The following is a 23192-nucleotide window of genomic DNA, read 5'->3' on the forward strand; positions in this document are numbered from 1 at the left end:
AATCCCGGTCGTGACATCAGCCTGACCCTGCGCAAAAGCTGGTAACGGCCGCACCGCCTTGTCGCACAGGCCTATCAGCCGAAAGGTCTCTCCATTGGAGGGGCCTTTTCATATTTCTTTTGGTCAACTCAACCGTTGCTCGCGCCGCCATGCTGCGGGCGTCGTCCCCTCATATTGGCGGAACACACGTGTCAGATGCGCCTGATCGGAAAAGCCGAACCGATCTGCCACAGCGGCAATGCTCAGATCGGCGCGCAGCAACAGCTCTTTCACCAACGCAATCCTCTGTTCCTGCTGCCATTGCAGCGGCGTCTTGCCCGTTGTTTTCTTGAATGCCTGCGTAAACCAGCTTTCCGACAGGCCCACCGCCTCGGCCAGAGAGGCCGTGCTGAGCCGTCCGCCACCGCTTTCGGCCACCAGCGCTCTGAACCGCCGCATTTGCATGGGCGTCAGACCACCAGACGCCAATTCGATCAGATCCGCCTCTTCCGACAGGTCTAAAAGCCCGCTGATCAAGCTCATGGCAAGGCTTTCGGCAAACAGCGGATGACGGCTCGGCGCAGCCAGTTCATGCGCCAAAGTGTGACCGATTACGATCAGAGGCGCCACGTCCTGCCGTTCCACCGGCCGACGAATCGCGGTTTTCGCTCCGGCCTCTCCCAGCACCGGCCCAAGCCGCGCCTCAAGCCAACGGCGGTTGAAATGCAGATCGAGGTGGGAAAACTTGTGATTGTCGGAAAACCGCGTCCACATCGGGCGGCCCGGCGGGACATATTGCGCCTGCAACATCGGACGCCCCCGGGTCGTGACGGCATCCGAGTCTTCGGCCATTCGAACACGATCCGAAACATCATCGAAAAACAACATGATGCGCGGATCAGGCGAAATGTAATACCCGCTTGCCCCCTTCGTGGCACGCGCATGCCAATAGACCGCGCACATTTCATCGAAAGAACGCCATTGCACCGGCGCGATGGCCTGAATGCCCTCCGTCTCGCAGATCATCGAATGAAGAAAGCCCACGCCTCTGCCCTCTGCTGGTTATACTGTTTGCTTTTGGGTGGGTATCTTGACCGAGCGCTCTGGCGCCGCCATGCCTGAGGAAAGTCTACGACAAATCTCAGCCGCCGGAAAGACCGACAAAGCTGCGCCGCCATGACGTGGCGGCAAACGCGGGCCTTGCTCACCTCCCTTCTCCGGTCACTGGCAGATCGGACACTGATGGTGCTCCCGGTCTTGTCACGTTACACATGGCGCAGGCTACGGGATCGGGCGATCTTACTTTCGGGTTACGCGGGCGATCTGCGCCGTTCCGAAATCGTCAGCCTGGATGTGCATAGGGGCGACACGGAGGACGGGCGCGAATTTCAGGGATTTGAACACCTCTTCGAGTAACGTCTCGACCCGGTCGCCGATGGCAAGGAGAGCCGCTCGAAACTCGCAATGTCCATGTCGCGGTCTGCACCTGAGCATCCGCGCCCAACTCGCCCTCGTAATGGCGAAACGCGACCGTGCCCGCCAACGTCCCAAGCGAAAGCCCCCGTGCGCGCAAAGGCATTAAGCAGGTTGCCGGTGCTCTGATCGGTGGGCGTGTACGCTTGCGGCGACGGAATGTTCCGCGCCTAGCCTCAGTTTTGCCAATGCCTGCCCCATGACACCCTCCGATCTCAACAGAGGCCCAAGTGAGGCGTCTCTGTGCGGGACAGGAGGCAGAGCAGGCTTCAGATCAGGATCGGCACGAAGGCGATCATGAGATACACAAACAACAGCATCCCGAGATAGGGCAGAACCGCGCGCGCGATACGTTCGATCGGCAGGCGCGCTGTTGTGGAGGCGACAAAGAGGTTGATCGCAACCGGCGGCGTGACCATGCCGATGGCCAGCCCGACCACGATGATGATGCCGAAATGCACGGTGCCCAGACCGAGCTGCGCCGCGAGAGGCAGGAGCATCGGGGTCAGGATGATCAGGGCAGAGGCGGTTTCAAGAAAGACGCCCGCCACGAGGATCACCGCCATCACCAGAAGCAGCAGCACATAGGTATTGGAGGACAAGGACAGTGCCGCAGTGGCGATCTGGTTCGGCACCTGCCAGCTTGAGAGCGTCCAGCTCAGGATCGAGGAGGCCGCAATCACGAACATGATGACGGAGGTGGTGACGCCTGCACGGATGATGATGCGATAAAGCTGTTTCAGGGTCAGGTCGCGGTAGATGAAAAGTGACACGAGGATGGCGTAGTCCACCGCGATGACGGCGGCTTCGGACGGGGTGAAAATGCCCGAAAATATCCCACCGAGAATGATCAGCGGCGCCATCAGCCCCCAGCTGGCCGAAACAAAGGTGCGGCCAATGGTTTTCAGGTTGAACGCGGTCCCACGCGGATAGGCACGGCGGTGGCCTTGAATGAGCGCAATGAAGATCAGCCCCACCCCCATGGCAATGCCGGGGATAAAGCCGTTCAGAAACAGCTCGCGCACGGATTCCTGTGCGATCACAGCATAGATGATCATCGGCACGGAAGGTGGGATCACCACGCCGATGGTGCCCGACGCGGCAATGAGCGAGGCGGCCGACGCCGGATCGTATCCTTTGCGTTTCAGCTCCGGCACAAGGCTGGCGCCCACGGCGGCGGTTGTCGCCGCACCGGAACCCGAGATTGCGGCAAAGAACATGCCCGCCAGAACGGACACGATAGAGAGCCCGCCCTTGATGAAACCGAACATACTGTCGGCGAAGGCCACGAGGCGTTTGGAAATTTCGCCCTGCGCCATGACATCGCCCGCCAGAATGAACATCGGTACAGCAACAAGCGCGAAAGAATTGATGCCGGAGAACATCTGTTGCGGCACGACCATCAAAGGCACGCCCGACAGGTTGAGTGCGCTCATGGTCGCCGCGCCGATCACGATGGCGACCGGAATGCCCAGAAGCAGGAAAAGAACGAAAAGGCCGGCAAGCACGAGGCTCATTGTGCTTCCTCCTGAGCCGTATTCTGATCGACATCACTGTCGATTTCACTATGGACCTCTCGCATCGGCTCTCCGGCCAAAAGCCGGATCAGGTCGATCACCGACAGCCCGGCCATGAGGAGCGCTGCAAAGGGCATGACGGCATAGACATAGGTCATGCTGAGCCGCAATGAGGGCGATTTTTGAAAGCTTTGCATGTTCATATATTGCCAACCGATTTTGGCCAGCGTCAGAAGGAACACGATCGCGACCAGAACCGCCGCGCCGGAGACGATCCGGCGCAACGCGGGCGGCAGGGTGTCACGCAGCAGCGTAACTGCGATATGCCGCCCTTGCTGATAGGCCAGCGCAGCCCCCAGAAAAGTGATCCAAATCAGAAGAAATCTTGCGACCTCTTCCGTCCAGCTCACCGAGGTGAAGAACACCCGCGACACGATCTGAAGCGTGATCACCGCTGTCAGACCTGCCATCCCCGCGAAAATCACGGGTTTGAGGAGTGTCCCCACCATTCTGTCCAGCCACGCCAGCCCTTTGAGCATCTTACTTCAGCGCCTCTTGGATGCGCGGCAGATAGTCGCCGAACTTCTCGCCGTATTTGTCATAGACCGGCTGCACAGCGGCGGAGAAGGCGGAGAGGTCCGCATTTTCGACCACATTCATGCCTGCCTCTTTGAGCGCCGCAAGTTGTTCGCCTTCAAGCTCAGCATTAAGGGCGCGTTCGTATTCGGCGGCGTCTTGCGCTGCCTGGGAAATGATGCCCTGTGCCTCCTCGGAAAGCTGGGTCCATTTCGGCATGCCCATCACAAAGATCGCGGGCGCGTAGGTGTGGCGCGTCATGGTCATGTTGGTCTGGGTTTCGTTCAGCTTGAAGGAATAGACCACACCGACCGGGTTTTCCTGGCCGTCGATGGTGCCTTGCTGCATGCCGGTCAGGGCTTCGGTCCAGGCCATCGGAATCGCGTCGGCCCCCAGTTCACGGAAGCTGTCGATATAGACCGGGTTTTCCATCACGCGGATGCGCAGCCCGTCGAGATCGGCAGGCGTGTTCACCGGGCGCTTCGAATTGGTCAGGTTGCGGAACCCGCGCTCGGCATAGGCGAGACCTTTGAGGTTGACCTCTTCGAGGCGACCCAAAAGCTCCTGGCCGATTTCCCCATCAAGGACGCTGTAGGCCGCTTCGGGAGAGGGGAAGAGGAACGGCAGTTCGAAAACGGCGATATCTTCGAGGAAGTTCGCGACAGGACCGTTGGTGATCACGCCCATGTCAACCGTGCCGATTTGCATGCCTTCGAGCAAAGTGCGCTCGTCGCCCAGCGTGGCGTTCGGGAAAATCTCGACGGTGATCGCGCCATCGGAGCGCTCGGAGACCAGTTCCTGAAACTTCACGGCGGCGGTGTGATAGGCGTCCTGTTCGTTGACCACATGCGCCAGACGCAGGGTCACGGGATCAATATCCGCCATGGCCGGAAGCGCAGTAAGAGTTGCCGCAGCGAATGCTGCCGCTTTGATAAAGGATGTCATAGATGTCCTCCCAGACAAGTAAAAGAAGAGCGCCCGCCAGCGCCCGTTGCAAGACCCACTCCGACGCACCCGTCTGGCGTCACATGATGCAGTTCGAAGACCCTCGTGAAGACCTGCTGAAAAGCATTTAGCTGCGGAAAACGGCGCCGGATTGCAGATTTATTGCGCATATGGCGGAAAAAAGCGTCAAGATGCAAGCCAACATCACGTTTGCCGGAGCGCTTCACATCCCCTGTGCCTTTTCAAACAAATCTCTGCCACGGGAGTTTCAGGCAGAGGAGTGGCCCAGTCGCTGAGAGAGACGCTGGTGAAATCCGGTCTTGTGGTCTGCATCATTCTTTTTTGCCGTGTCCGTCGTCCCCATCCCCGAGCATGCTCTTTTTGAGCAGGCGAAGCTCCAGCGCCTGCTCGGCGACAACTTCTTTGAGTTCGCGGGATTCACAACGCAGGGTTTTGACCTCGGTCGAATTCGCCTCTCGTGCCGTGTCGCCGGCGAGACGCTTCTTGCCCGCCTCGAGGAATTCCTTCGACCATCTGTAATACAGGCTCTGAGCGATACCTTCCCGGCGACACAGCTCAGCAATCCTGTCCTCACCTTTCAGGCCATCCAACACGATCCTGATCTTCTCTTCCGCTGAATACTGTTTGCGGGTTGCGCGCCGGATGTCTTTGACAACCTTCTCGTCATGGCTCTGTTTGGTCCCGGATTTCTGTCTCATCTTCACTCCTTCGTGGTTACGATGAGCCAGAAATCCTCTCTTATCAAATCGCCCTAAACTGTCCCATTGGCGCTGACGTCACACAGGCGCTGGAAGAAGCTGCAAAAGTCTTTGGCGCCCCCCCCCGCTTCGGGTGTTTTGGGAGATCACCTTGCCCGCCATCTGGCCCGCGCTCATGGGGGCCTTTCTCACCAGCTTTCTGTTGGCCTTCAACAATCTCGACATCTCGTTTTACAACCTCGGTGCCATTCCGGTCTTGCCAACGCTCTCTTGGGGATCGTTGCGCTATGGGTTGAAACCGGAATTGTTCAGCCTCTCGACATTGGTCAACGCAATGATTTTCCTGATGTTCATCGTTATGGTCGTCGTGGTGCACGTCCGCAAGCGTCGGGAAAATGCATAACTACCATATACTTAAGGTCGGTCTATGACATTGCACGGCGTGACCGACCTCACCCGGAAAACATTTCGCCAATGGATTTCCCCCGCGCTGTGCGGATGGTTTTGGATCACGAGAGCGACGACGATCTAACGCAGGTTTACTCCGTTCAGGTCATCTGGTTTCAGCCGATAGCGGATGACGTTGCCCTCATGGAGCCCTGCGATCTGCTCACGGACGTAAGCGATAACATCCGCTCGATCGGCATCGGGCACGCCAGCAGCCAAAGCCATCTCATCAACCGCATCGTTTCGGAACTCCTTGAATTCGAGAACGCAACGCCGAACCGCGGCGCGAACGAATTCCCGATAGGCAAGGGCTGCCTTTTCCGGGCTCTCCACCTCAGCGCGAAGAATTCGGTACTTTTCCGCGGATGCCAGGTAGGCGTCCATGTAGACCTCACGCAGCAGCGCGACGTTGTTCAATTCATAGATCCCGATGAGCCCGTCGATATAGTCGCTGTCGTCCATCGTCGTGAACGACAGCGGCGCAAGGTCCGACTTCAGAAGCGGGATGTTCGAGGCCACGCGCGAGGTTCGCTTGTTCACGTCGGCAAAGGCCTGAAGGTACGGGATGTGCACGAGGAGGAAAAAGGACTGCTCGAACGGATCGGTGATCTGCGCAGCCTTGTGCAGCAGGATGTCGAACTCCTCTGCGATCATGACCGCATCGTCGAGCGGTCGATAGCTCGAGTGCGAAATGCCGACCGGCATCGCTCGCAATCGGCCCGCCATCGCAGGGTCCGCCAGAAGGCCATCCGAGAGCAGCGCATGAATCGCGAACAGATCAGGACGTTTGAGCCCGATCTCATCGAGATTGTCGACCGCATACTGGATGGCCTCCTTATGGTTCAGGATCATCAGGGCTTCTTTCCGATCCTTTCCCGCAGCTTCCTCGCCAAACCTGATCAATCGCTCGGTCTGCAAAATATCGTAGGTGTTCCCCTCCATCCTGGACGACGCCCAGCTGAGATCGACCAGAAGCTGTTCAAGGATCCGACGCGCGTATGTTCCGGCCGGAATTGCGCCTCCCTGCGGACGGCCAGCCTCCAACAATCTTTCCCGGTGAGCTGCAGACAGATACCAAGTCTTTCCCGGAACGTATGCATCGAGAAACTCCGGTCGATAGAACACGGGAGCCCGCCTGTTGTACGGCGTCGACAAATGCGCCCGAACGACCGCGCCCCCGGCGATCCTGTATCCCGTGGCCCTGCCCTTGCCAGATACCTCGAGGCGACCGTCTTCCACCATGCGCTTCAAGAGCCGCCATACAGTGGTTTCGCTCACATCCCTTGCAACGCCCTTCCGAATGGCATTGCGTCCAGTACCCGGATTCTCGCCCACAAAGTCTAGAATGTCTTGATCCGACAAGGCCATGAAACGATATCCCGCAAGTGTGAAACGATTAGAACATTGATACACCAGAATTTTTCTTCGGCGCAAGTTTTCGTTTCACGGATTTTGCAACGATTCAGGCGTCAGGAGGCAAAAGCCGCCTTCATCAAAAGCACGAAACGATTATCACATTGAAATATTGAGCATTTCAGGACTCCCTCCTGAATCGTTGCGCTGCAAATGAAACGATACTCAAAACGACCGAGTTTGCGTCAGGCATCGGCATCGGAGACCGGCAACTCGTTACCCGAAATCGACTTGTGGCGCTTCCCCCCCCCCCCAGCATCCTCCAACGGCTCCCGTCGGGAAGATCGCGAAGGCTCTCCAACCCGAACGCGACAAGAAACTGTTCGGAGGTGACGAAGGTATAGGGTGCCCCTCGCCGTGGCGACCGTGGCCCAGTCCCGATCAGGTCGCGAGAGATCGGCTGGTGGTAGGCGATAGTCGCCAAGCACCACGACGACGCATTCACTCAATTCCAGCAACTGGTCCCCGACACCCGCCGCGGCGCGGATCGCGGATGCATCGGTGGTCCGCGTCTGGAATATCCAGCCGCCAGCGACCTGAGCTATCTCAAAGGCCCGTCCCTCCAGATCGGCGGCTCGGTCCTCGACCAACAAGACGACTGAGGCCCCCTGCCCCACGACCCGCGCCAGATCTTCGCGCGGCACTGGGCAGGCAGAGGCAAAGAGGACGGCCTCGATCCGGCGTATCCATTCCCGCCAGCACAGCTCGGGCGGCAGGGAGGATTCACCCGCCGGTCCGAGCAGATCGCCCGGGCGTAACTCCCCTGCCCGCTCCAGCCGCCCCAACAGACGGCGTTACTCCCGGAAGTACCGTGATCTCCCCGATCTAGCCTTCGGGTCGAGCCTTTCCCCTACCCTCTCGGTCTTGACGATCGAGCGCGCCTCACGGGTCTGTCCTGAAACTGTTCGCAACGGGGTTTCATCCTTGATCGAAAAAACCGTCCCCTCGCCCCCCGTGCTGTCCGTGATCAAACGCAAACACGCTCGGTCACAGGCGCAGAAGGAGGCAATTTGGTCCGAAGACATCCGCGCGATGGTCGCCCCCCTGCCCTATGGCCTGCACGGGCTGGATCGAATCCGTGAAAGGCAAAGCTGGTGACGGCGGTCTCCTGACACGGAACGCCAAAACCAGGTAGCGAGAGATCGAGATTGCCCGAGGCTGCAAGCAACCGACCTGCCCCGTCCATGCACTCGAACAGTGGCTACACTTTTCCAAGATCGACCTCAGGCCGATCTTCGTGCAGACCTCGCGCGACGGAAAGCGTGCACCGGAGAACCGGCTGAACGACAACCATGTGGCCCGTTTCATCAAGCACACCGCACTCGATGCTGGGCTCCGATCCGGTCTGCCCGAGAAAGAGCGTTTGGCACTGTTTTCCGGTCACTCCCTGCGCGACGGTATCAGCGTCGAAAGGACAGGCTCAGGGTCAACTTGACCAAAACCGCGGACCTATGAAGAGCCCAGGCGGAACATGAAAAGGCAGCCTCCGGTTTTTGCTTTTTCATCTGTCCGAAATCTGTATTGGGCGTTGCCACGATCACTTTACGGCCCCGACAGACAGGCAGATTGCTGGCGGAAATTGTCAAACGGTTTCCGACTGCGGACTGGCATTTCACAAGCCGCTGCGACCCGCGGTACACGTGAACCCCTTGCATGCCGCGTTCCCGTTTTCTGAACAGCAGGTGATTGTTCACAGCTGTGAACTTAACCTCGTCGGCACGCGTGGTACCTTCAAAAATTTGCCCATTCTGACATGCTAAACGGCAATCACCTCGCCTCCGGCTGCATAAATACTCAACCAAAGTTCACAGCTGTGAACCAGAAGACCGGAGCAGGCGTTAGGGCAGGGGGCTTGAACACTGCCTCCTACTTTCTAGAGTGTTCCGCCTTTAAATCAATGAAGTGGATGCCCTCACTCAACGGCATCGCAATGGCCATTGTCACTTTCGCCCCACCTATGGAGATATTGCATCGCGACGCCACTTCCTGCTCGGTTCAGTCTAGTGCCGAAGCAGCATTCCAGAGCGCTCATGGTGCGGCGCGGGCTTCACACGGTTCCCCCTTTCTCCATCAGTTTCTTAAGCCGCATCCGTAGTGCGTTTCCCAAAAGGTCTCCCATGATGAGATCTTCCCCCTACAAAAGGAATCACAGATCAGCCTTAAGGGGAAATCCAACGATTCACATTCTTGGCGGATCGCTATAAACAGACACAAATCCGGCCCAACAGTGTCTAAACCCAAAACCTATTTAGACTCTAATCCAGTCCGAGATATGACGTCTGGAAAACACGTTCACATCTGTGAACTCGTCCTTCCATCGGACAGGCCATCGAACATTATGCCGCCTGTTTGCGCATGAGAGCCATCACCATCGGACCGGAGGAGAACTCACCCGAAGCCGCCTTGGCACTCAAGCTGCGAAGATAGCCGCCCGGAGATCGAATGTCGCTGATACGTTCCAACATTGCCGCCAGCACGACGGAGGCCTCGACAGCGCCCATATGACGCTTGGCTTCGTCCCAGGCAGAAGGCGAGATACCCATCATCGGGCGAACGATTTCTGCGGTTCGGACAAACTCATGCCAGTGCCGAACAGGACCGGTCGCATAGGTCAGAATTTCGTGACATCCGCGCAAGACCAAACCGAGCGGCAAGTTGGGCATCGGGATGTCAGGTTCGGGCGGAGCCAGATCTGCCTCGGCTTCAGTCCCGAATTCCTCCTCACCATCCGTCAAATGATCGGAAAGGGCAGGGGAGACCGCCTCGCCGCCTTTTGCCAATTCTTGGCGAAGTTCAGAGTCATAAGAGTCTTTAGTTGAATTCTGATAGTGCTGCTCATTATGAGACTCATTGGTGCTCATATTCTCTGAAACAACCGGCTCGAGAATGTTACGTGCCCGATCGAGCGCGCGCCGCAAATCGCCTTCAAGCCGCTCCAAATCAGCCATCTGCAACTTGCGACGAAGACTGCGTGCCGTCAGGGCCGCGAGATCCGCAAACTGGGTCCAGATTGACAGGTCAGGGCGCAGCTCTTCGCCATAGACACTCAGAGACGCCAGGTCGCGGCGCATGAGGCTCACAGCCTCTCTGAGACGCTGAAAGGCCTCCTGCTCGGCCCTGATCTGCTCGGCGGCTTCACAGAACTCCTCGAAACGCTGTGCAAGCGGGGTCAGATCGAAACCGTAGATGATCTTTTCCTCGCCGAAGCGGCGCGCGTAGCGTTTACCATTCGGGCTATCACGACGGATCACGACGCCCGCATGGACCAGACGGCCGAGATGACGGCGCATCGTCGAGGCTGGCATGCCGTTCAGACGCTCACAGATCGAGTTGTTCGACGGGTGCACGACCAGATTGCTGTCATTGCCACCCAAAATCGTCGCCTGATGAAAGCTCACAAGGGCCTGAAGCACGGTCATGTCACGATCGGTCAGCCCAAAGGCTTCCCGTGCGGCGGACAGTTCGCGCAGGGCTTCCCATTTGTTGACGCCACTGGGGGGCAGCTCCGCGTTGGAGCGCGCCTGATGCTTCAAGATGACAGCATCAATGGTTCGCCGAAACGGCGAGACGGGTGTGTAGGTCATTTCTGTTCACGAAGACAAAGAATTCCCGCTTCGCGAATCACTTTGGACTTGCGAATTGATGCGCGCGACACTACCTTGAAGGTGCTAGAAACAAGTTAGGGTCTCGTAGGGCGATGTCTTTACGGGGCCTTTTCTTTTGTCGGCTCGTGCCTCCTGTTTTGTTGTTTTCTGCTCGTTAGTCTTCAGTCTTCGCCGCGTTCTTTCCAACGCGTGTGAAGTTCGGAAATCAAACCCTGGGCCTCGGCCATCATCCAATCGGCAAAGGCGCCGTCCTCCAGCGTGATCGCAAGCCCCTTTGCGGAGCGTTTCACCGAGCCCCCTCGGGCACCGTCAAAGGTCAGAATCTTCTGTTGCTTCGAAGCGCGGGAGGGCGGCGCGGGGGGACGTTTCTTGCTGGCCTTCTCCACCAGCTTTGCCACCGCCTCAAACGCCGCGACCGAGAGATCGGTCGGATCAGACACCTGCCCCTCGATAACCAGATCGACCTGCGCCCCGGTATAGACATCCTCCGCCGCCCGGATCAGCGCCTCGCGATCCAGCCCGGCCTCTTCGATGGCACGTCCCAAAGCATCCCACCGTGGACGGCCGATGCCATGGGCCGGGCCAATCGCGCGGATCAAATCAGATCCCACCATCTCGACAATGGTCAACGCCATGGAGATCGAGGATTTCGTGACCGTCAGCACCTCGGCAACCTGTGCCTGCGTGCCAAAGCCGTTTTCGATAAGCTCTTGGGCAAAAAGAGATTTTTCGATGTAGGAGAGGTCACGTCGCGCCATGTTCTCGGAGATTTGCGCACGCACGGCGGCGTCATCGTCGAGATTGGCGACCAAGGCGCGCACTTTTTCGACCTTCTCGGAGGTGCGGATCGCCTCAAGACGACGGCGGCCATAAACGAGCAGGTATCTGTCCGGCTCGCTCGGGTGACGGCGCACCAGAATGGGCACGGTCTGGCCATTGGCCTCAATCGCATCGCGCAGATCGGCGACATCCTCCGGATCGAGACGGTCGGACAAACGATCATCCAGCACCTCTGCGGGATCGAGATCCCAGACGCGGTGACTATCGACCGCATCACGCGCGGAGCGCAGAGCGCGATTGTTCGTCATCATCGAGGTCGCGGTGGTGGGGGAGGGGGCTCCGGCAGAGGCAAGGCTGTCGAGCATGGACATGCGCTTTTTCTTACTGGTGGTCATGAGCGCCCCCAGGTTTTCTGAATCAGATCGGCGATTTCGTCGTTCACGGCATTGAGACTTTCGATCGCGCGATCATAGGTCGAGCGCGTGAAGGCCGAGCGTTCGACCTCGTAGAGCGTCTGCTTGGTCAGGCCGGCATCGGAGATTGCGGTGGATTTGAGCATCGGCGCATTGAGCACCGTGTCGCCGTACATCGTGCGCAGGAAGGCAACGATCCGGTTTTGCGGCGCGTCCGAGGGCTCGTAGCGCGTGAGCACATAGCGCATCCAGTCGTGAGACATATCGGCACCGCTTTCGGCAATCACATCCATCAGATCGGCGGTCATGCGCAGGAACTGGGACATCGACATCACGTCGAGCATCTCGGGGTGAATGGTGACGAGGACGCCGGTGGAGGCCGAAAGCGCCGACATGGTGAGAAAGCCCAGCTGCGGCGGGCAGTCGATCACCACGACATCGTAGTCTTCATCGACCTGAGCGAGGGCCTCCCGGACGCGGAAGAAGAACAGTCCGGCGTTGCCCTGAGACAGGGCGCGCGGGGTTTCGTGTTCGAATTCCATCAGTTCGAGGTTGCCCGGGATCAGGTCGAGATTGGGGATATAGGTCGGGCGAATGATGGAACGGATCGGCACGGGGTCGTCATAACGGATCGCGTCATAGAGCGTACCGCCATCGTCGAGGTCGAATTCCGGCTGAACACCATGCAGCGCGGTCAAGGACGCCTGCGGATCGAGATCGATGGCCAGAACGCGGTAGCCCAAAAGGGCGAGACGCTGCGCGAGATGGGCGGAGGTCGTGGTTTTACCGGAACCGCCCTTGAAGTTCATCACGCCGATGATTTGCAGGTGATCGCCCTCACGGCGACCGGGCAGGTAATCGCCCGGTTTGCGTGCTGTTTTTTCCAAAAGCTCCCGAAGCGCCTGAATATCATGTGCTGAATAGAGGCGGCGATTGCCGGGGGTCTGTTCGGGGGAGGGGCCTTTGCCATCGAGATGGAGCTTGCGCAGGTAGGAGTCATTGACGCCTAGAAGGGCTGCGGCCTCGCCCGACATGAACTTGCGCATCTGTTTCGACGCGTCCGGCGGGAACAGGCTTTCGCGCTGCGAATGCAACTGCGCGGCCAGCGCTTCGGAGTGTTGACGGATGACCTCATTGAGGTCTTGATGATTGGACGTACCGTCCGCCATGTCATTCGCCTTTGTCTGCCCATCGAGACGGCTATTGGCCACCCTTGATGAAATGTCTTGCCCCTAAATCCCGTGCACAAATTCGGAAATCGTGATCACGGAATTTGGCGTTTATCGCTTCTTTTCCGTGACTATTGCCGAAAGAGTCGGATTCGATCAAGTATTTTCTATATTTGGTAGGAGAGACGTGGCCGACGCCTATAGCTTAACGTGCTCGACCAGCGTATCCGCACGACGCGAGTCACACAAAACGCAACGCGCACCGGCATCGCAATGCGCTGAGGGTTGAACACATCGGGCCTGTCGGACATCGCGCGCGCCCTGCCTGCACCGACACCGATCTGCCGCGACAGGCCACGCGACAGATATGCTGATCGGATAGTCGCCCAAAAGGTCGAGACGGTGGCCAGAGTAAGCCCGATGTCAGACGCCGAACAAGGCTAGGCGAAACAGGCTTCTGATTGAGCAGAGGAAAATACTCGGCAAATTCCCGAACGTCTCTAAATATATCCTTTTTTGACATATGATCGTAAATGAAATGCATTTTAGAATGTATTATAAACTAGAGAAGCGGAGGGATGCATTCGTTTCCATCCGGGACAGGCCATGCTCCGCCGTTTGGGAATGCACATCGCCCCGAGACAATCGCGCGCGAAAGCGTTTCTGCCAGACCCTGTATCGAGATCTGAGCGGAAAGCTGTGATCCCGCCCTGAAAATCGACCAAAAGGTCTGTTTTGTCATTGTGTAATCTATCGAAACCGGGAAAGCCGGGGTAAACGGGTGTGCGGCTTCTTTTATGCCGACAGGTTTTCAACCGTTTGATCGACAGAGACACACAGGACCCTGCCCTTGCCCGAGAATCTCGCCCATGCCGAACTGATCGCCGTTCTCGTCGCCGTGACGGACAATGAGCCGCGCGTCATGACGCTCGGGGTTGGGGCGGCGTTGCCGTCGGGGCCTTTTGAGACCGGACACCGCAGCCTGCAAAGCGGCTTGCGCGCCTGGATCGAAAGCCAGACCGGACATCCGGTGGGCTATCTCGAACAGCTTTACACCTTTGCCGATCGCGACCGGGCAGGGGAGGCGTCGGACCCGCATCGTCAGCCGCGGCATATTTCCATCGGGTATCTCGGGCTGGTGCGCGAACAGGTAGCCCTGGGATCGGCGCAGCCGGAATGGCGCAGTTGGTATGAGTATTTCCCGTGGGAAGATCACCGCGACGGTCGGCCCATTGTTCTGGAAAAGATCACCGACCAGCTTCTGATCTGGGCGGATGGGGATGAAACGCGTCGTCAAAGAGTAGAGTTTCTTTTTGGTTTGAACGGGTCGATCTGGAATGAAGACCTTGTCTTGCAACGCTACGAAATGATTTACGAAGCGCAGCTTGAGAAAGAACCGGGCTTTGGCCGACAGATGGCAGGGGACCATCGTCGCATTCTGGCCACCGGCATCACGCGGCTTCGGGCCAAGATCAAATATTACCCGGTGGTCTTCGAACTGATGCCCGACAGCTTCACCTTGCTGGATCTTCAGCGGATGACCGAAGCTTTGACGGGGGTCCGGCTTCACAAATCGAACTTCCGCCGTCAGATCGATCAGCAGAACCTGATCGAGGAAACCGGAGAGATGTCCGGTGAGACGGGAGGGCGTCCGGCCAAGCTGTTCCGTTACCGTTCCGCCATTCTGGAAGCGAGCGCGCTTTCGGGGGCGCGCCTTCCTTATTCGCGACACTGACTGTCATGGACTTGACATAAACTCACAGCGAGAATAAGTCATACCCAAGATGTACTCAAATAGAGTACAAGGAGGATTCTATGACAACCATGCGCCTGCCCGAGCTTTACGACCGCGTGTCCAAGATCATCCCGCATCCCGACTGGATGCTGTTCGAGGACGATATCGAGGCCATTCTCAGACTGAAACGCGAGAAAAACGCGGTGATCCTCGCGCATAACTACCAGACACCGGAAATCTTTCACGGCGTGGCGGATATTGTCGGCGACAGTCTGGCTCTGGCGCGCAAGGCGGTGGATGTCGAGGCCGATATCATCGTTCTTGCGGGGGTGCATTTCATGGCGGAAACTGCCAAATTGCTGAACCCGGAAAAAACGGTGCTGATCCCCGACATGGGGGCAGGGTGCTCGCTGGCGGACTCGATCACGCCCGAGGACATCGCGCTTTTGCGGGCGGCGCACCCCGGCGTGCCGGTTGTGACCTATGTGAACACCTCGGCGGCGGTGAAAGCGGCGTCCGACATTTGCTGCACCTCCGGCAACGCGAAACAGGTGGTGGAATCCCTGGGCGTCGAGCGGGTGCTGATGCTGCCCGACGAATATCTGGCGCAGAACGTTGCGCGCGAGACGGATGTGGAACTGATCGCGTGGAAAGGCCATTGCGAAGTGCATGAGCTGTTCACCCCGCAAGACATCCGCAGTATGCGCGAGGCCTATCCCGGCGTCACCGTTCTGGCCCACCCGGAATGCCCGCCGGAGGTGGTGGCGGAGGCCGATTTCTCCGGTTCCACGGCGGTGATGTCCGATTTCGTGGGCAACAAGAAACCTGCGCGCGTGCTGCTTTTGACCGAATGTTCGATGAGCGACAACGTGGCGGTGCATCACCCGGATGTGGAGTTCGTCCGGCCCTGCAACCTTTGCCCGCATATGAAAAAAATCAGCCTTTCCAACATTCGCGCGGCGCTTGAGACCGGTCAGCACGAGGTCACAATCGATCCGGCGGTGGCGGATGACGCACGCCGCGCGGTTGAGCGGATGCTGGCGGTCTGATGGACGCTCCGCGCCCTCTTGAGACCCGCATCGCGCCGCTGGCGGGTCAGATCGCGGTGGTCGGCAGCGGCATTGCCGGGCTGATGACCGCGCTGGAACTGGCGCCGCGCCCTGTGGTGCTTGTGACCAAGGCGGCGCTTGGCCGGGAAAGTTCGAGCCTCTGGGCCCAAGGCGGGATTGCCGCGAGCGTCGGCCCGGAGGACGCCCCGGAACAGCATGTCGCCGATACGCTGCGTGCAGGGGCCGGGCTTTGCGACCCGGAGGCTGCGCGGGGGATTCTGTCTCAGGCGCGGGTGGCGATTGAGACGCTCGAACACTATGGTGTTCGTTTTGACCGCGATGAGACCGGGGCCTATGCGCTCGGGCTTGAGGCCGCGCATGGGCGGCACCGCATCCTGCATGCGGGCGGCGACGGTTCGGGGGCTGCGATCACCGAAGCGCTGGTCGCCGCTGTGCTGAACACGCCATCGATCACCTGCCTGACAGAGATCGAGGCGCGGCGAGTGTGTGTGGCGAACGGAGCTGTCACCGGGCTTTGGATTCAGACCGGGGACGAGGCGGCGATCTTGCCGACCGCAAACGTCGTGCTGGCCACCGGCGGCCTCGGCGGACTTTATGACGCCACCACAAATCCGCGCGGCAATGTCGGGCAGGGGGTGATGATGGCGGCGCGGGCGGGGGCTGTGCTCACCGATTTGGAATTCGTGCAGTTTCATCCCACCGCGCTCGATGTGCCGCGCACGCCGCTGGCGCTTGTGAGCGAGGCAGTGCGGGGCGCGGGGGCGTGGTTGATCAACGGAGCAGGTGTACGCTTCATGGCCGACGTACCGGGTGCGGAACTGGCCCCGCGCGATGTGGTGGCCCGTGCGATTCAGGCACAGATCAGCCAAGGAGAGCGCGTTTACCTCGATGCAACGCGAACGATCGGTGCGGAGTTTGCCGCGAAATTTCCGATCATCCATCGGTTTTGCCTTGAGGCGGGGATCAATCCGGTGTGCGATCCGATCCCGGTGCGTCCGGCGGCGCATTACTACATGGGCGGGATCGCGACGGACCTTTCCGGGCGCAGTTCTGTACCGGGGCTTTGGGCCGTGGGCGAATGTGGCTGTACCGGGCTCCATGGGGCGAACCGGTTGGCCAGCAATTCGCTTTTGGAGGCGGTGGTGATGGGACGGAGCGCGGCGCGGGACATCGTGGCCAATGGTCAACTCATGATGCAGACTGTCCCGCAGACCGCGCCGCAAATCCTGCCGCCGCAAGAGACCAAAGAGGTGCGCGCCATCGTGTCAAAGCATCTCGGGATGATCCGGGACGGGGCAGGGATCGAGGCGGCTTTGTGCGCTCTGCGCCCGCTGGCAATGGGCGACGGACCGGAGGCGGATGCGGCCATCGTAGCCCTTGGCATCGTCTGTTTCGCCGCGCTTCGCGAAGAATCCCGGGGCGGCCATGCCCGCAGCGATTTTCCCGGGACGGACCCCCAACCCATCCGCCGCCGTATGACCCTCGATGAGATTTTCACCCTGAGCGGGGGGCACCTCGCCCCCGCGCCCAAGCAACCGGAGATCGTAACGTGACCCAAGTTTCTCGTCTGGCCCCGCTGCCGCATCTGATGATCGAACCCGTGGTGCGCCGGGCGCTTGAGGAAGACCTCGGGCTGGCGGGCGACATCACTTCCGTGGGCGCAATTCCGGCGGGACATCGCTCCGTCGTCACGGCTGTGTCGCGCCATGACGGTGTGATCGCCGGGCTCGATTGTGCCGAGATCGCCTGTCATCTCGTCGATCCCAAGATCACAGTCACACGGCTGGTCGAAGACGGCGCTTTGGTCACGCCCGGCACGCAGATCGCCACCTTCGAAGGCCCCTCGCGGAGCCTTTTGACCGCCGAACGCACCGCGCTCAATTTCATGGGGCATCTGTCGGGGGTTGCGACCGTCACGGCCGAACTGGTGCGTGCAGTGGCGGGGAGCGGGGCAGCGATTGCCTGTACCCGCAAGACCACGCCGGGGCTTCGCGCGCTTGAGAAATACGCCGTGCGGGCGGGGGGTGGCATGAACCACCGCTATTCGCTGGCCGATGCGGTGCTGATCAAGGACAACCATATCGCGCTCGCGGGCGGCATTCGCCCGGCACTGGAGGGCGTGCGGGCCACGGTGGGGCATCTGGTGAAGATCGAGATCGAGGTGGACACGCTCGACCAGCTTGCCGAGGTTCTTGAGATCGGGGCGGATGCGGTTTTGCTCGACAATATGACGCCGGAGGTGTTGCGTCAGGCTGTGGCGATGGTCGACGGTCGTATGATCACAGAAGCCTCGGGCGGGATCACGCCAGAGACAGCGGCCTCTGTCGCGGCGACGGGCGTCGATCTGATTTCTCTGGGCTGGATCACCCACAGCGCACCGGTGCTCGATATCGGATTGGATTTCGTGCCGGGGGTCTGATCTCAAGCGCCCCTTGAGAGATCCGTGCCTCTTCGTCGCATGACGCAGCGCCTGTCCTTGAGACCGAGGGCCGCGGCAAAACGCTTTAATCTCGCGGATTGACGAAATCCATGGCGCGGGGATCAAGCGTGATCGGATCGTGCAGATCGACTCCGAACAGCTCATAGCCACGATGAAAGTCCCGGATATGACGTGCCATCCAGGTCTCTGCCTCTTTGGCATTCCGGTCCACAAGCGCCCGCAGAATGGCCTCATGCGCCGCCAAAAGCCGGTGACGGGCTTGGGGAACATTCGAATAGAGATTGACCGTCGCGGAAAACAGCAGCGCGCCGATCGGAGCGACCGACATGGACAGCGCAGCATTTTGCGCACCTTCCGCGATCAGGTGGTGAAACTCCGTGTCATTGCGAATGACGTAGTCGTCATCGTCAAGGTTGTCGCGCAGATTGGCGACATTGTCATGCAGGGCGCGTTCGAGATCTTTCGGCATCCGCTCGGCGGCAAGGCGCGCCGCGAAGGGCTCCAGAACCATCTGCATTTCCCAAAGCTCGAAAAAGCTCACCTGTTTCAACCCCAGCGCACGGGTTACGACTGAGCCGACCTCCGACATATCGGGCACCGCGACCTGAAGGCGTTTGCCCGCCCCGCGCTGTACAAGGCCTGCGTTTTCGAGAGACCGGATGCCTTCGCGCACGGTGGAGCGATGCACCCCGAGGATGTCGGCCAGATCGGTTTCCGTCGGCAAGAGCTCACCGGCCTTGAGTTGACCGCTGACGATCTGGGCCTCGATCGCGCCCGCCACACGTTTGTAGCCGGGTTCCAGTTTCAGGGTCGACAGGGTCGATGCGGAAGAACGCGGCGTCTCGGTCAAAATCGGTCTCTTTCTATCGGGCGCAAAACGAGGCGCGGCTTTCATAACATGAGCGGCACCGTTCGTGCGAGCCGCTTTGAGGAAGCGGAAGCGGTTTGCCTCTGTCGTATTTTCCTATTGTCCGACAATCCTACATAAGTTACACAAGGTCAAGCACCGTCGGTTTTCCGACCCCGGAATCGGGGATTTGAGAAAACAGGCTATGCAGACCGAAGACCTTACGTAAAGTGGGGCACTTGTTCGCCGGTTCCGGGGTCATGTGTGGAGGACGCATGCCGGGGCACAGGGGCGAACGCACCATCGCCAGGGAGGAGGCAATGAACGCACATATCGCTATGCCGGGGACGTCCGTCGTCAACATGAGGGCTTTCGACCCCGAAATTGTCGGGTCGATCTTTACCCGTGTCGACGTGTCATGGCCCAAGGACGCGCGCGCCAAATTCATCGTATCGTCCATGGGCGACCTGTCGCTGATCCGCTCGAAACATCGCGCCAGCAACAGCAAGTCGCGCCGTCTCGAACGCCACATGACAGACGGTGAGGACGGCCAGTATTTCGCCTGCATGCCGCTTCAGGGCGGGGTCGAGATCCGGCATCTCAACCGCAACGGCAACGGGCATGACTGTATCGTCAAAAGCCATCATCTGACGCTTCTGAACACCCGCGAGGAATATGAGATCGCCATGTCGGACGAGCTCGATGCGATCTGGCTTCGGGTGCCCGGCAAACTGCTGCGGGCGCATGCGATTTCCGTGGACGATGTTCTGGGCAAACCGCTCGACATTCAAAGCGGACTGGGTTGTGTGGCAAAACAGATGATGTATGGCGCGGTGGCGAATAACCATCATCTCAAGGACCGTGGCGCGCGCATCTTTTCGCAATCGCTTTTGAGTTTTCTGGGCGAGGTGATCAATGCCAATCTCAGCGCGGGTCAGCAGACCACCTCGTCCGGGCGGCGTAAAATCCTCAAACGCGCGCAGGATTTCATCGACGAACACCTGCATGACGAGGATTTGAGTCCCATGCAAATCGCGCAGGGCATCGGCATCAGCGCCCGCTACCTGTCGGAAATTTTCGCAGCCGAAGGCACCTCGCCGATGCGTTGGGTGCGCAAGCGACGCCTTGAAATGTGCCGCATGGAGTTGGAGCGCAAGGGCGGCGGCCAGCAGTTGATCTGTGAGATCGCCTATTCCATGGGCTTCACCAATGTTTCGAGTTTCAATCGCGCCTTCAAAGCCCATTTCGGCCTCTCGCCGCGCGATCTGATCGCCCGGACCAGCGGGGCGTCGCTTCAGGTCAACTGAGCGCACCCGGGTTTTAAATCGTGTTAAAAAGGGGGCCGCGAGGCCCCCTTTTTTGTTCTCCGCACAAAAGCGCACTGTGCAAACACAGCACGCATAAAGCTGCGCCGATCCTGCAAAGTTTTAGTGCCTGCAATGTCAAAGCGCGTTTTCCCCTCTGCGTAAGCTCAGATCAAAGAGAGGGAGGACATGACAATGGTCGAGAGAGACAAGCCTGTGGCGGTCGTCACGGGAGGACGGCGCGGATTGGGGCGCGGATGCGCCATGGCTTTGGCCGCACGCGGCTTCGATCTTGTGCTGATCGACCTGCATGACGATGAGGTTGCGCACGAGACGGTGGCGGCGCTGGAGGCCGAGGGGGCGCGGGTTCGGTTCCTGCAAGGCAATATCGCCGATCTCGACGGCCATACCGCTCTGGCGCAGGCGGCATGGGATGCGTTCGGAGGCATCGACTGTCTGGTCAACAACGCCGGCGTTGCGCCTTTGGCCCTGAGCGATGTGCTGACGCTCACCCGCGAGGCCTATGAGCATACGATGAACATCAACCTGCGCGGCAACCTGTTTCTGGCGCAGGCCATGGCCCGGCTGATGGTGGCGGCGGAGCCTCTGGGTTTTGCGCGCTCGATGATCTTCATCACCTCGATCGCCGCCAATCATGTGTCGGTCGCGATCCCGGACTATTGCATCTCGAAATCCGGCCTCTCGATGGTGGCGGGTCTCTTTGCCCTGACGCTCGCGGGCCATGGCATTCAGGTGCAGGAGGTCCGCCCCGGCTTTATCCGCACCGATATGACCACGGCGGGCGAGGGCTCTCCGACCGAGGCCATAGAGGCCCATATCGCCGCGGGGCATGTGCCGATGAACCGCTGGGGCGAGGAGGAAGATGTCGGGCGCACGGTGGCCCTGCTGGCTGCGGGCGACCTGCCGTTCTCGGTCGCGCATCCGATCTATGTCGATGGCGGCTATGGCATTCGGACTGCGTGAGGAGAGGATGATGCGTCGCAGTCTGACAATAAGCGCCGCGCTTTTGATGCCTTGGATGGCCAGCGCAGAAATTTTCGTGGTCGAGGACGATGCGTCCGGGGTCCCGCACTACACCACAACCGAAGCCCCGGCGTTGACGGAGATTCCGGCAATCGCAGGTCAGGCCAACGAGGGGTTCAGTTACGGCCTCATGTGGCAGGGCATGGAGGGACATTTGCTGTTCGAGGGGCGCGTGGCACCGGGCGGCAAAATCGTCAGCCACGACGGCCCCGATCCCTATGTCGCCTATATCGTCGCGGGGCACGGGACCATGGGCAATGACGCACCGGACGGCAGCACGGCCTCGTCCTTCGCCTTCGCGCCGGGGGATTGGATCGTGTTTCACCCGGGCACGATGCATCACTGGGTGAATGGCGACGAGGAGCTTGTGTTCATCGGCTTCCAACGCCTGCCCGCCACAGACGCAGAAAACTGAGATTTCGGTGTCCGGCCTGTCCTGAGACGCCAGAAAACACCACGGCCACGCATAAGCCGTGATCACTAAGGGAGAGAGAGAAAGACAATGACAACACCATATAAAACGACGCAGATCGGGACACTCGCCGGCGTGGGCCTTCTGCTGATGACCGGCGCGGCTTTGGCAGGGCCGAGCTGTGAGAAAGGCCCGATCCAGATCGGCGCCGTCGCGACCGTCACAGGTCCCGTGGATTTTTCAGCCAGTCCGAAAACCACCGCCGCTTATTTCGACGCGCTCAACGCGGCAGGCGGGATCGACGGCTGTGAGGTCGCGTTCGAGATCGCCGACGACCGGGGCGATCCTCTGGTGGCGACACAGGCCGCGCGCAACCTGATCGACAACAAGAAAGTCGTCGCCATGGCAGGCAACGCCAGCCTGTTGGATTGCGGCGTGAACGCCCAGCTGTACCAGCGGTCCAATGTGATGGATATCGCAGGTCTCGGTGTCGATCCGGTATGTTTCACCTCTCCTTCCGTGGCCTCCGTGAGCCCCGGTCCCTACGTGCTCTCGACCGCGATGCTCTACTTCGCGAGCGAAGAGCTTGGCGCGGAAAAGGTCTGTGCCTTCAACTATGTGATCGGCGGCTGGAAAGAGGCCATGGAAACCGCGCTCAAGGAATGGGAGCTGATCACCGGCAATTCGCTGCACATCCTCGACATGACGCTGCCGGTGCAAGGCGATCTGACGCCTTACCTGATCCGGGCGCGCGATGAGGGCTGTGACGCGGTCTTCACCAATCAGGTCGAGCCGGGCATCGTTCAGTGGATCAACACCGCCGATGCGCAGGGCATTTCCGGCATCGACTGGGTCTTCCTCGCCTCGGGCTATACCGAGGGTGTTGCCGCAGCCCTGAAGGATTCGCCGCAGCCGATTTATGTCGGTACGGAATGGGAACCCTACACGCTGAAAAACGACGCCAATCAGGAATGGTACGACCTCATCGAACCGGCTGGCATCACGCCAAGCGCCTTTTCTCAGGGCGGCTTTCTCGCCGGTAAGATCATCACGGATGTGATCAAGGGGATCGACGGCGAAGTCACACGCGAAGCGGTGACCAAGGCGCTGCGCGAGATGGAGCCCGCCTCCTATCCGATCGCAGCCGGGGCCTACCGCTTTGGCGAGGGTTCCACCGACAGCCCGATGCGCTCCACCAAGGTTGTCAAACTTAACGACGGGGTCTGGGAGGTCGTGACGCCCGAGTGGATCGAACTTCCTACCGTCGACTAACATCATCTCCCAAGGGACGGCGGAAATCAGGC

The 23192-nt window shown here is 59.7% G+C and carries 18 protein-coding genes and 4 pseudogenes; 11 read left to right on the forward strand and 11 right to left on the reverse strand.

Translation table 11 applies throughout. The annotated features are described in order from the left end of the window. Window positions 1-123: 123 nt before the first annotated feature. Window positions 124-1023 (reverse strand): helix-turn-helix domain-containing protein, encoded by a 900-nt coding sequence (locus V1475_RS18675; RefSeq protein WP_479414002.1) that lies wholly within the window; start codon window positions 1021-1023, stop codon window positions 124-126. Between the two features lie 228 nt (window positions 1024-1251). Between V1475_RS18675 and V1475_RS18680 the strand changes: the two are divergent. Then, window positions 1252-1356 (forward strand): annotated as a pseudogene (locus V1475_RS18680) (integrase); the annotation flags it as partial. A 365-nt stretch (window positions 1357-1721) separates the two neighbouring features. Here V1475_RS18680 and V1475_RS18685 read toward each other — a convergent pair. From V1475_RS18685 to V1475_RS18700, 4 genes and pseudogenes are all read right to left on the reverse strand, one after another. Then, the gene (locus V1475_RS18685; RefSeq protein WP_479414003.1) at window positions 1722-2969 is read right to left on the reverse strand and encodes a TRAP transporter large permease; all 1248 of its coding nucleotides are present in this window, start codon (window positions 2967-2969) and stop codon (window positions 1722-1724) included. Further along, complete coding sequence (locus V1475_RS18690; RefSeq protein ID WP_479414004.1) at window positions 2966-3478, reverse strand: TRAP transporter small permease; 513 nt, start codon at window positions 3476-3478, stop codon at window positions 2966-2968. Before V1475_RS18690 ends, V1475_RS18685 begins: the two co-directional genes overlap by 4 nt. Window positions 3479-3509: 31 nt before the next feature. Further along, on the reverse strand, window positions 3510-4490 hold the full coding sequence (locus V1475_RS18695; RefSeq protein WP_479414005.1) for a TRAP transporter substrate-binding protein: 981 nt from the start codon (window positions 4488-4490) through the stop codon (window positions 3510-3512). 351 nt (window positions 4491-4841) lie between these two features. Further along, window positions 4842-5209 (reverse strand): annotated as a pseudogene (locus tag V1475_RS18700) (transposase); the annotation flags it as partial. A 151-nt stretch (window positions 5210-5360) separates the two neighbouring features. Here V1475_RS18700 and V1475_RS18705 point away from each other — a divergent pair. Continuing rightward, window positions 5361-5612 carry a hypothetical protein gene (locus V1475_RS18705; protein ID WP_479414006.1) on the forward strand — a complete coding sequence of 84 codons (252 nt, stop codon included), beginning with the start codon at window positions 5361-5363 and terminating at the stop codon, window positions 5610-5612. A 125-nt stretch (window positions 5613-5737) separates the two neighbouring features. On the opposite strand, the gene V1475_RS18710 is transcribed toward V1475_RS18705, so the two are convergent. Both V1475_RS18710 and scpB read right to left on the reverse strand, forming a co-directional pair. After that, window positions 5738-7024, reverse strand: a complete 1287-nt coding sequence (locus V1475_RS18710; RefSeq protein WP_479414007.1) for a Fic family protein — start codon at window positions 7022-7024, stop codon at window positions 5738-5740. 230 nt (window positions 7025-7254) lie between these two features. Continuing rightward, a pseudogene (gene scpB, locus V1475_RS18715) lies at window positions 7255-7812 on the reverse strand (SMC-Scp complex subunit ScpB). Window positions 7813-7885: 73 nt separating this feature from the next. On the opposite strand from scpB, the pseudogene V1475_RS18720 reads away from it, so the two are divergent. Continuing rightward, window positions 7886-8524, forward strand: a pseudogene (locus V1475_RS18720) (site-specific integrase); the annotation flags it as partial. Between the two features lie 881 nt (window positions 8525-9405). Here V1475_RS18720 and repC read toward each other — a convergent pair. The 3 genes from repC to repA all read right to left on the reverse strand — a co-directional run bounded on the left by repC (window position 9406) and on the right by repA (window position 13036). Further along, window positions 9406-10653, reverse strand: coding sequence for a plasmid replication protein RepC (gene repC, locus V1475_RS18725; RefSeq protein ID WP_479414008.1), 1248 nt, complete (start codon window positions 10651-10653; stop codon window positions 9406-9408). 182 nt (window positions 10654-10835) lie between these two features. Further along, on the reverse strand, window positions 10836-11849 hold the full coding sequence (repB, locus tag V1475_RS18730) for a plasmid partitioning protein RepB (RefSeq protein WP_479414009.1): 1014 nt from the start codon (window positions 11847-11849) through the stop codon (window positions 10836-10838). Then, entirely contained in the window at window positions 11846-13036 is a 1191-nt protein-coding gene (gene repA, locus V1475_RS18735) for a plasmid partitioning protein RepA (RefSeq protein WP_479414010.1), read from the reverse strand. The genes repB and repA overlap by 4 nt, the downstream gene beginning before the upstream one ends. Before the next feature lie 850 nt (window positions 13037-13886). Here repA and V1475_RS18740 point away from each other — a divergent pair. The 4 genes from V1475_RS18740 to nadC all read left to right on the forward strand — a co-directional run bounded on the left by V1475_RS18740 (window position 13887) and on the right by nadC (window position 18260). Then, window positions 13887-14771, forward strand: a complete 885-nt coding sequence (locus V1475_RS18740) for an NUDIX hydrolase (protein WP_434291156.1) — start codon at window positions 13887-13889, stop codon at window positions 14769-14771. A gap of 80 nt (window positions 14772-14851) precedes the next feature. Continuing rightward, the gene (gene nadA, locus V1475_RS18745) at window positions 14852-15820 is read left to right on the forward strand and encodes a quinolinate synthase NadA (RefSeq protein ID WP_479414011.1); all 969 of its coding nucleotides are present in this window, start codon (window positions 14852-14854) and stop codon (window positions 15818-15820) included. After that, window positions 15820-17394 carry an L-aspartate oxidase gene (locus V1475_RS18750; protein WP_479414012.1) on the forward strand — a complete coding sequence of 525 codons (1575 nt, stop codon included), beginning with the start codon at window positions 15820-15822 and terminating at the stop codon, window positions 17392-17394. Before nadA ends, V1475_RS18750 begins: the two co-directional genes overlap by 1 nt. Further along, window positions 17391-18260, forward strand: coding sequence for a carboxylating nicotinate-nucleotide diphosphorylase (nadC, locus tag V1475_RS18755; protein WP_479414013.1), 870 nt, complete (start codon window positions 17391-17393; stop codon window positions 18258-18260). The genes V1475_RS18750 and nadC overlap by 4 nt, the downstream gene beginning before the upstream one ends. Window positions 18261-18345: 85 nt before the next feature. Here nadC and V1475_RS18760 read toward each other — a convergent pair whose 3' ends face one another. Next, window positions 18346-19131: a FadR/GntR family transcriptional regulator gene (locus V1475_RS18760; RefSeq protein ID WP_479414015.1), complete on the reverse strand. Its 786-nt coding sequence runs from the start codon at window positions 19129-19131 to the stop codon at window positions 18346-18348. 317 nt (window positions 19132-19448) lie between these two features. On the opposite strand from V1475_RS18760, the gene V1475_RS18765 reads away from it, so the two are divergent. The 4 genes from V1475_RS18765 to V1475_RS18780 all read left to right on the forward strand — a co-directional run bounded on the left by V1475_RS18765 (window position 19449) and on the right by V1475_RS18780 (window position 23160). Next, window positions 19449-20435: a helix-turn-helix domain-containing protein gene (locus tag V1475_RS18765; protein WP_479414016.1), complete on the forward strand. Its 987-nt coding sequence runs from the start codon at window positions 19449-19451 to the stop codon at window positions 20433-20435. Window positions 20436-20627: 192 nt separating this feature from the next. Then, window positions 20628-21416, forward strand: a complete 789-nt coding sequence (locus V1475_RS18770; RefSeq protein ID WP_479414017.1) for a 3-ketoacyl-ACP reductase — start codon at window positions 20628-20630, stop codon at window positions 21414-21416. 10 nt (window positions 21417-21426) lie between these two features. Further along, entirely contained in the window at window positions 21427-21891 is a 465-nt protein-coding gene (locus V1475_RS18775; RefSeq protein WP_479414018.1) for a cupin domain-containing protein, read from the forward strand. 87 nt (window positions 21892-21978) lie between these two features. Beyond that, the gene (locus V1475_RS18780) at window positions 21979-23160 is read left to right on the forward strand and encodes an ABC transporter substrate-binding protein (protein ID WP_434291144.1); all 1182 of its coding nucleotides are present in this window, start codon (window positions 21979-21981) and stop codon (window positions 23158-23160) included. The last annotated feature ends 32 nt before the right edge of the window (window positions 23161-23192 follow it).

The sequence above is a fragment of the Celeribacter sp. SCSIO 80838 genome (assembly GCF_056498065.1).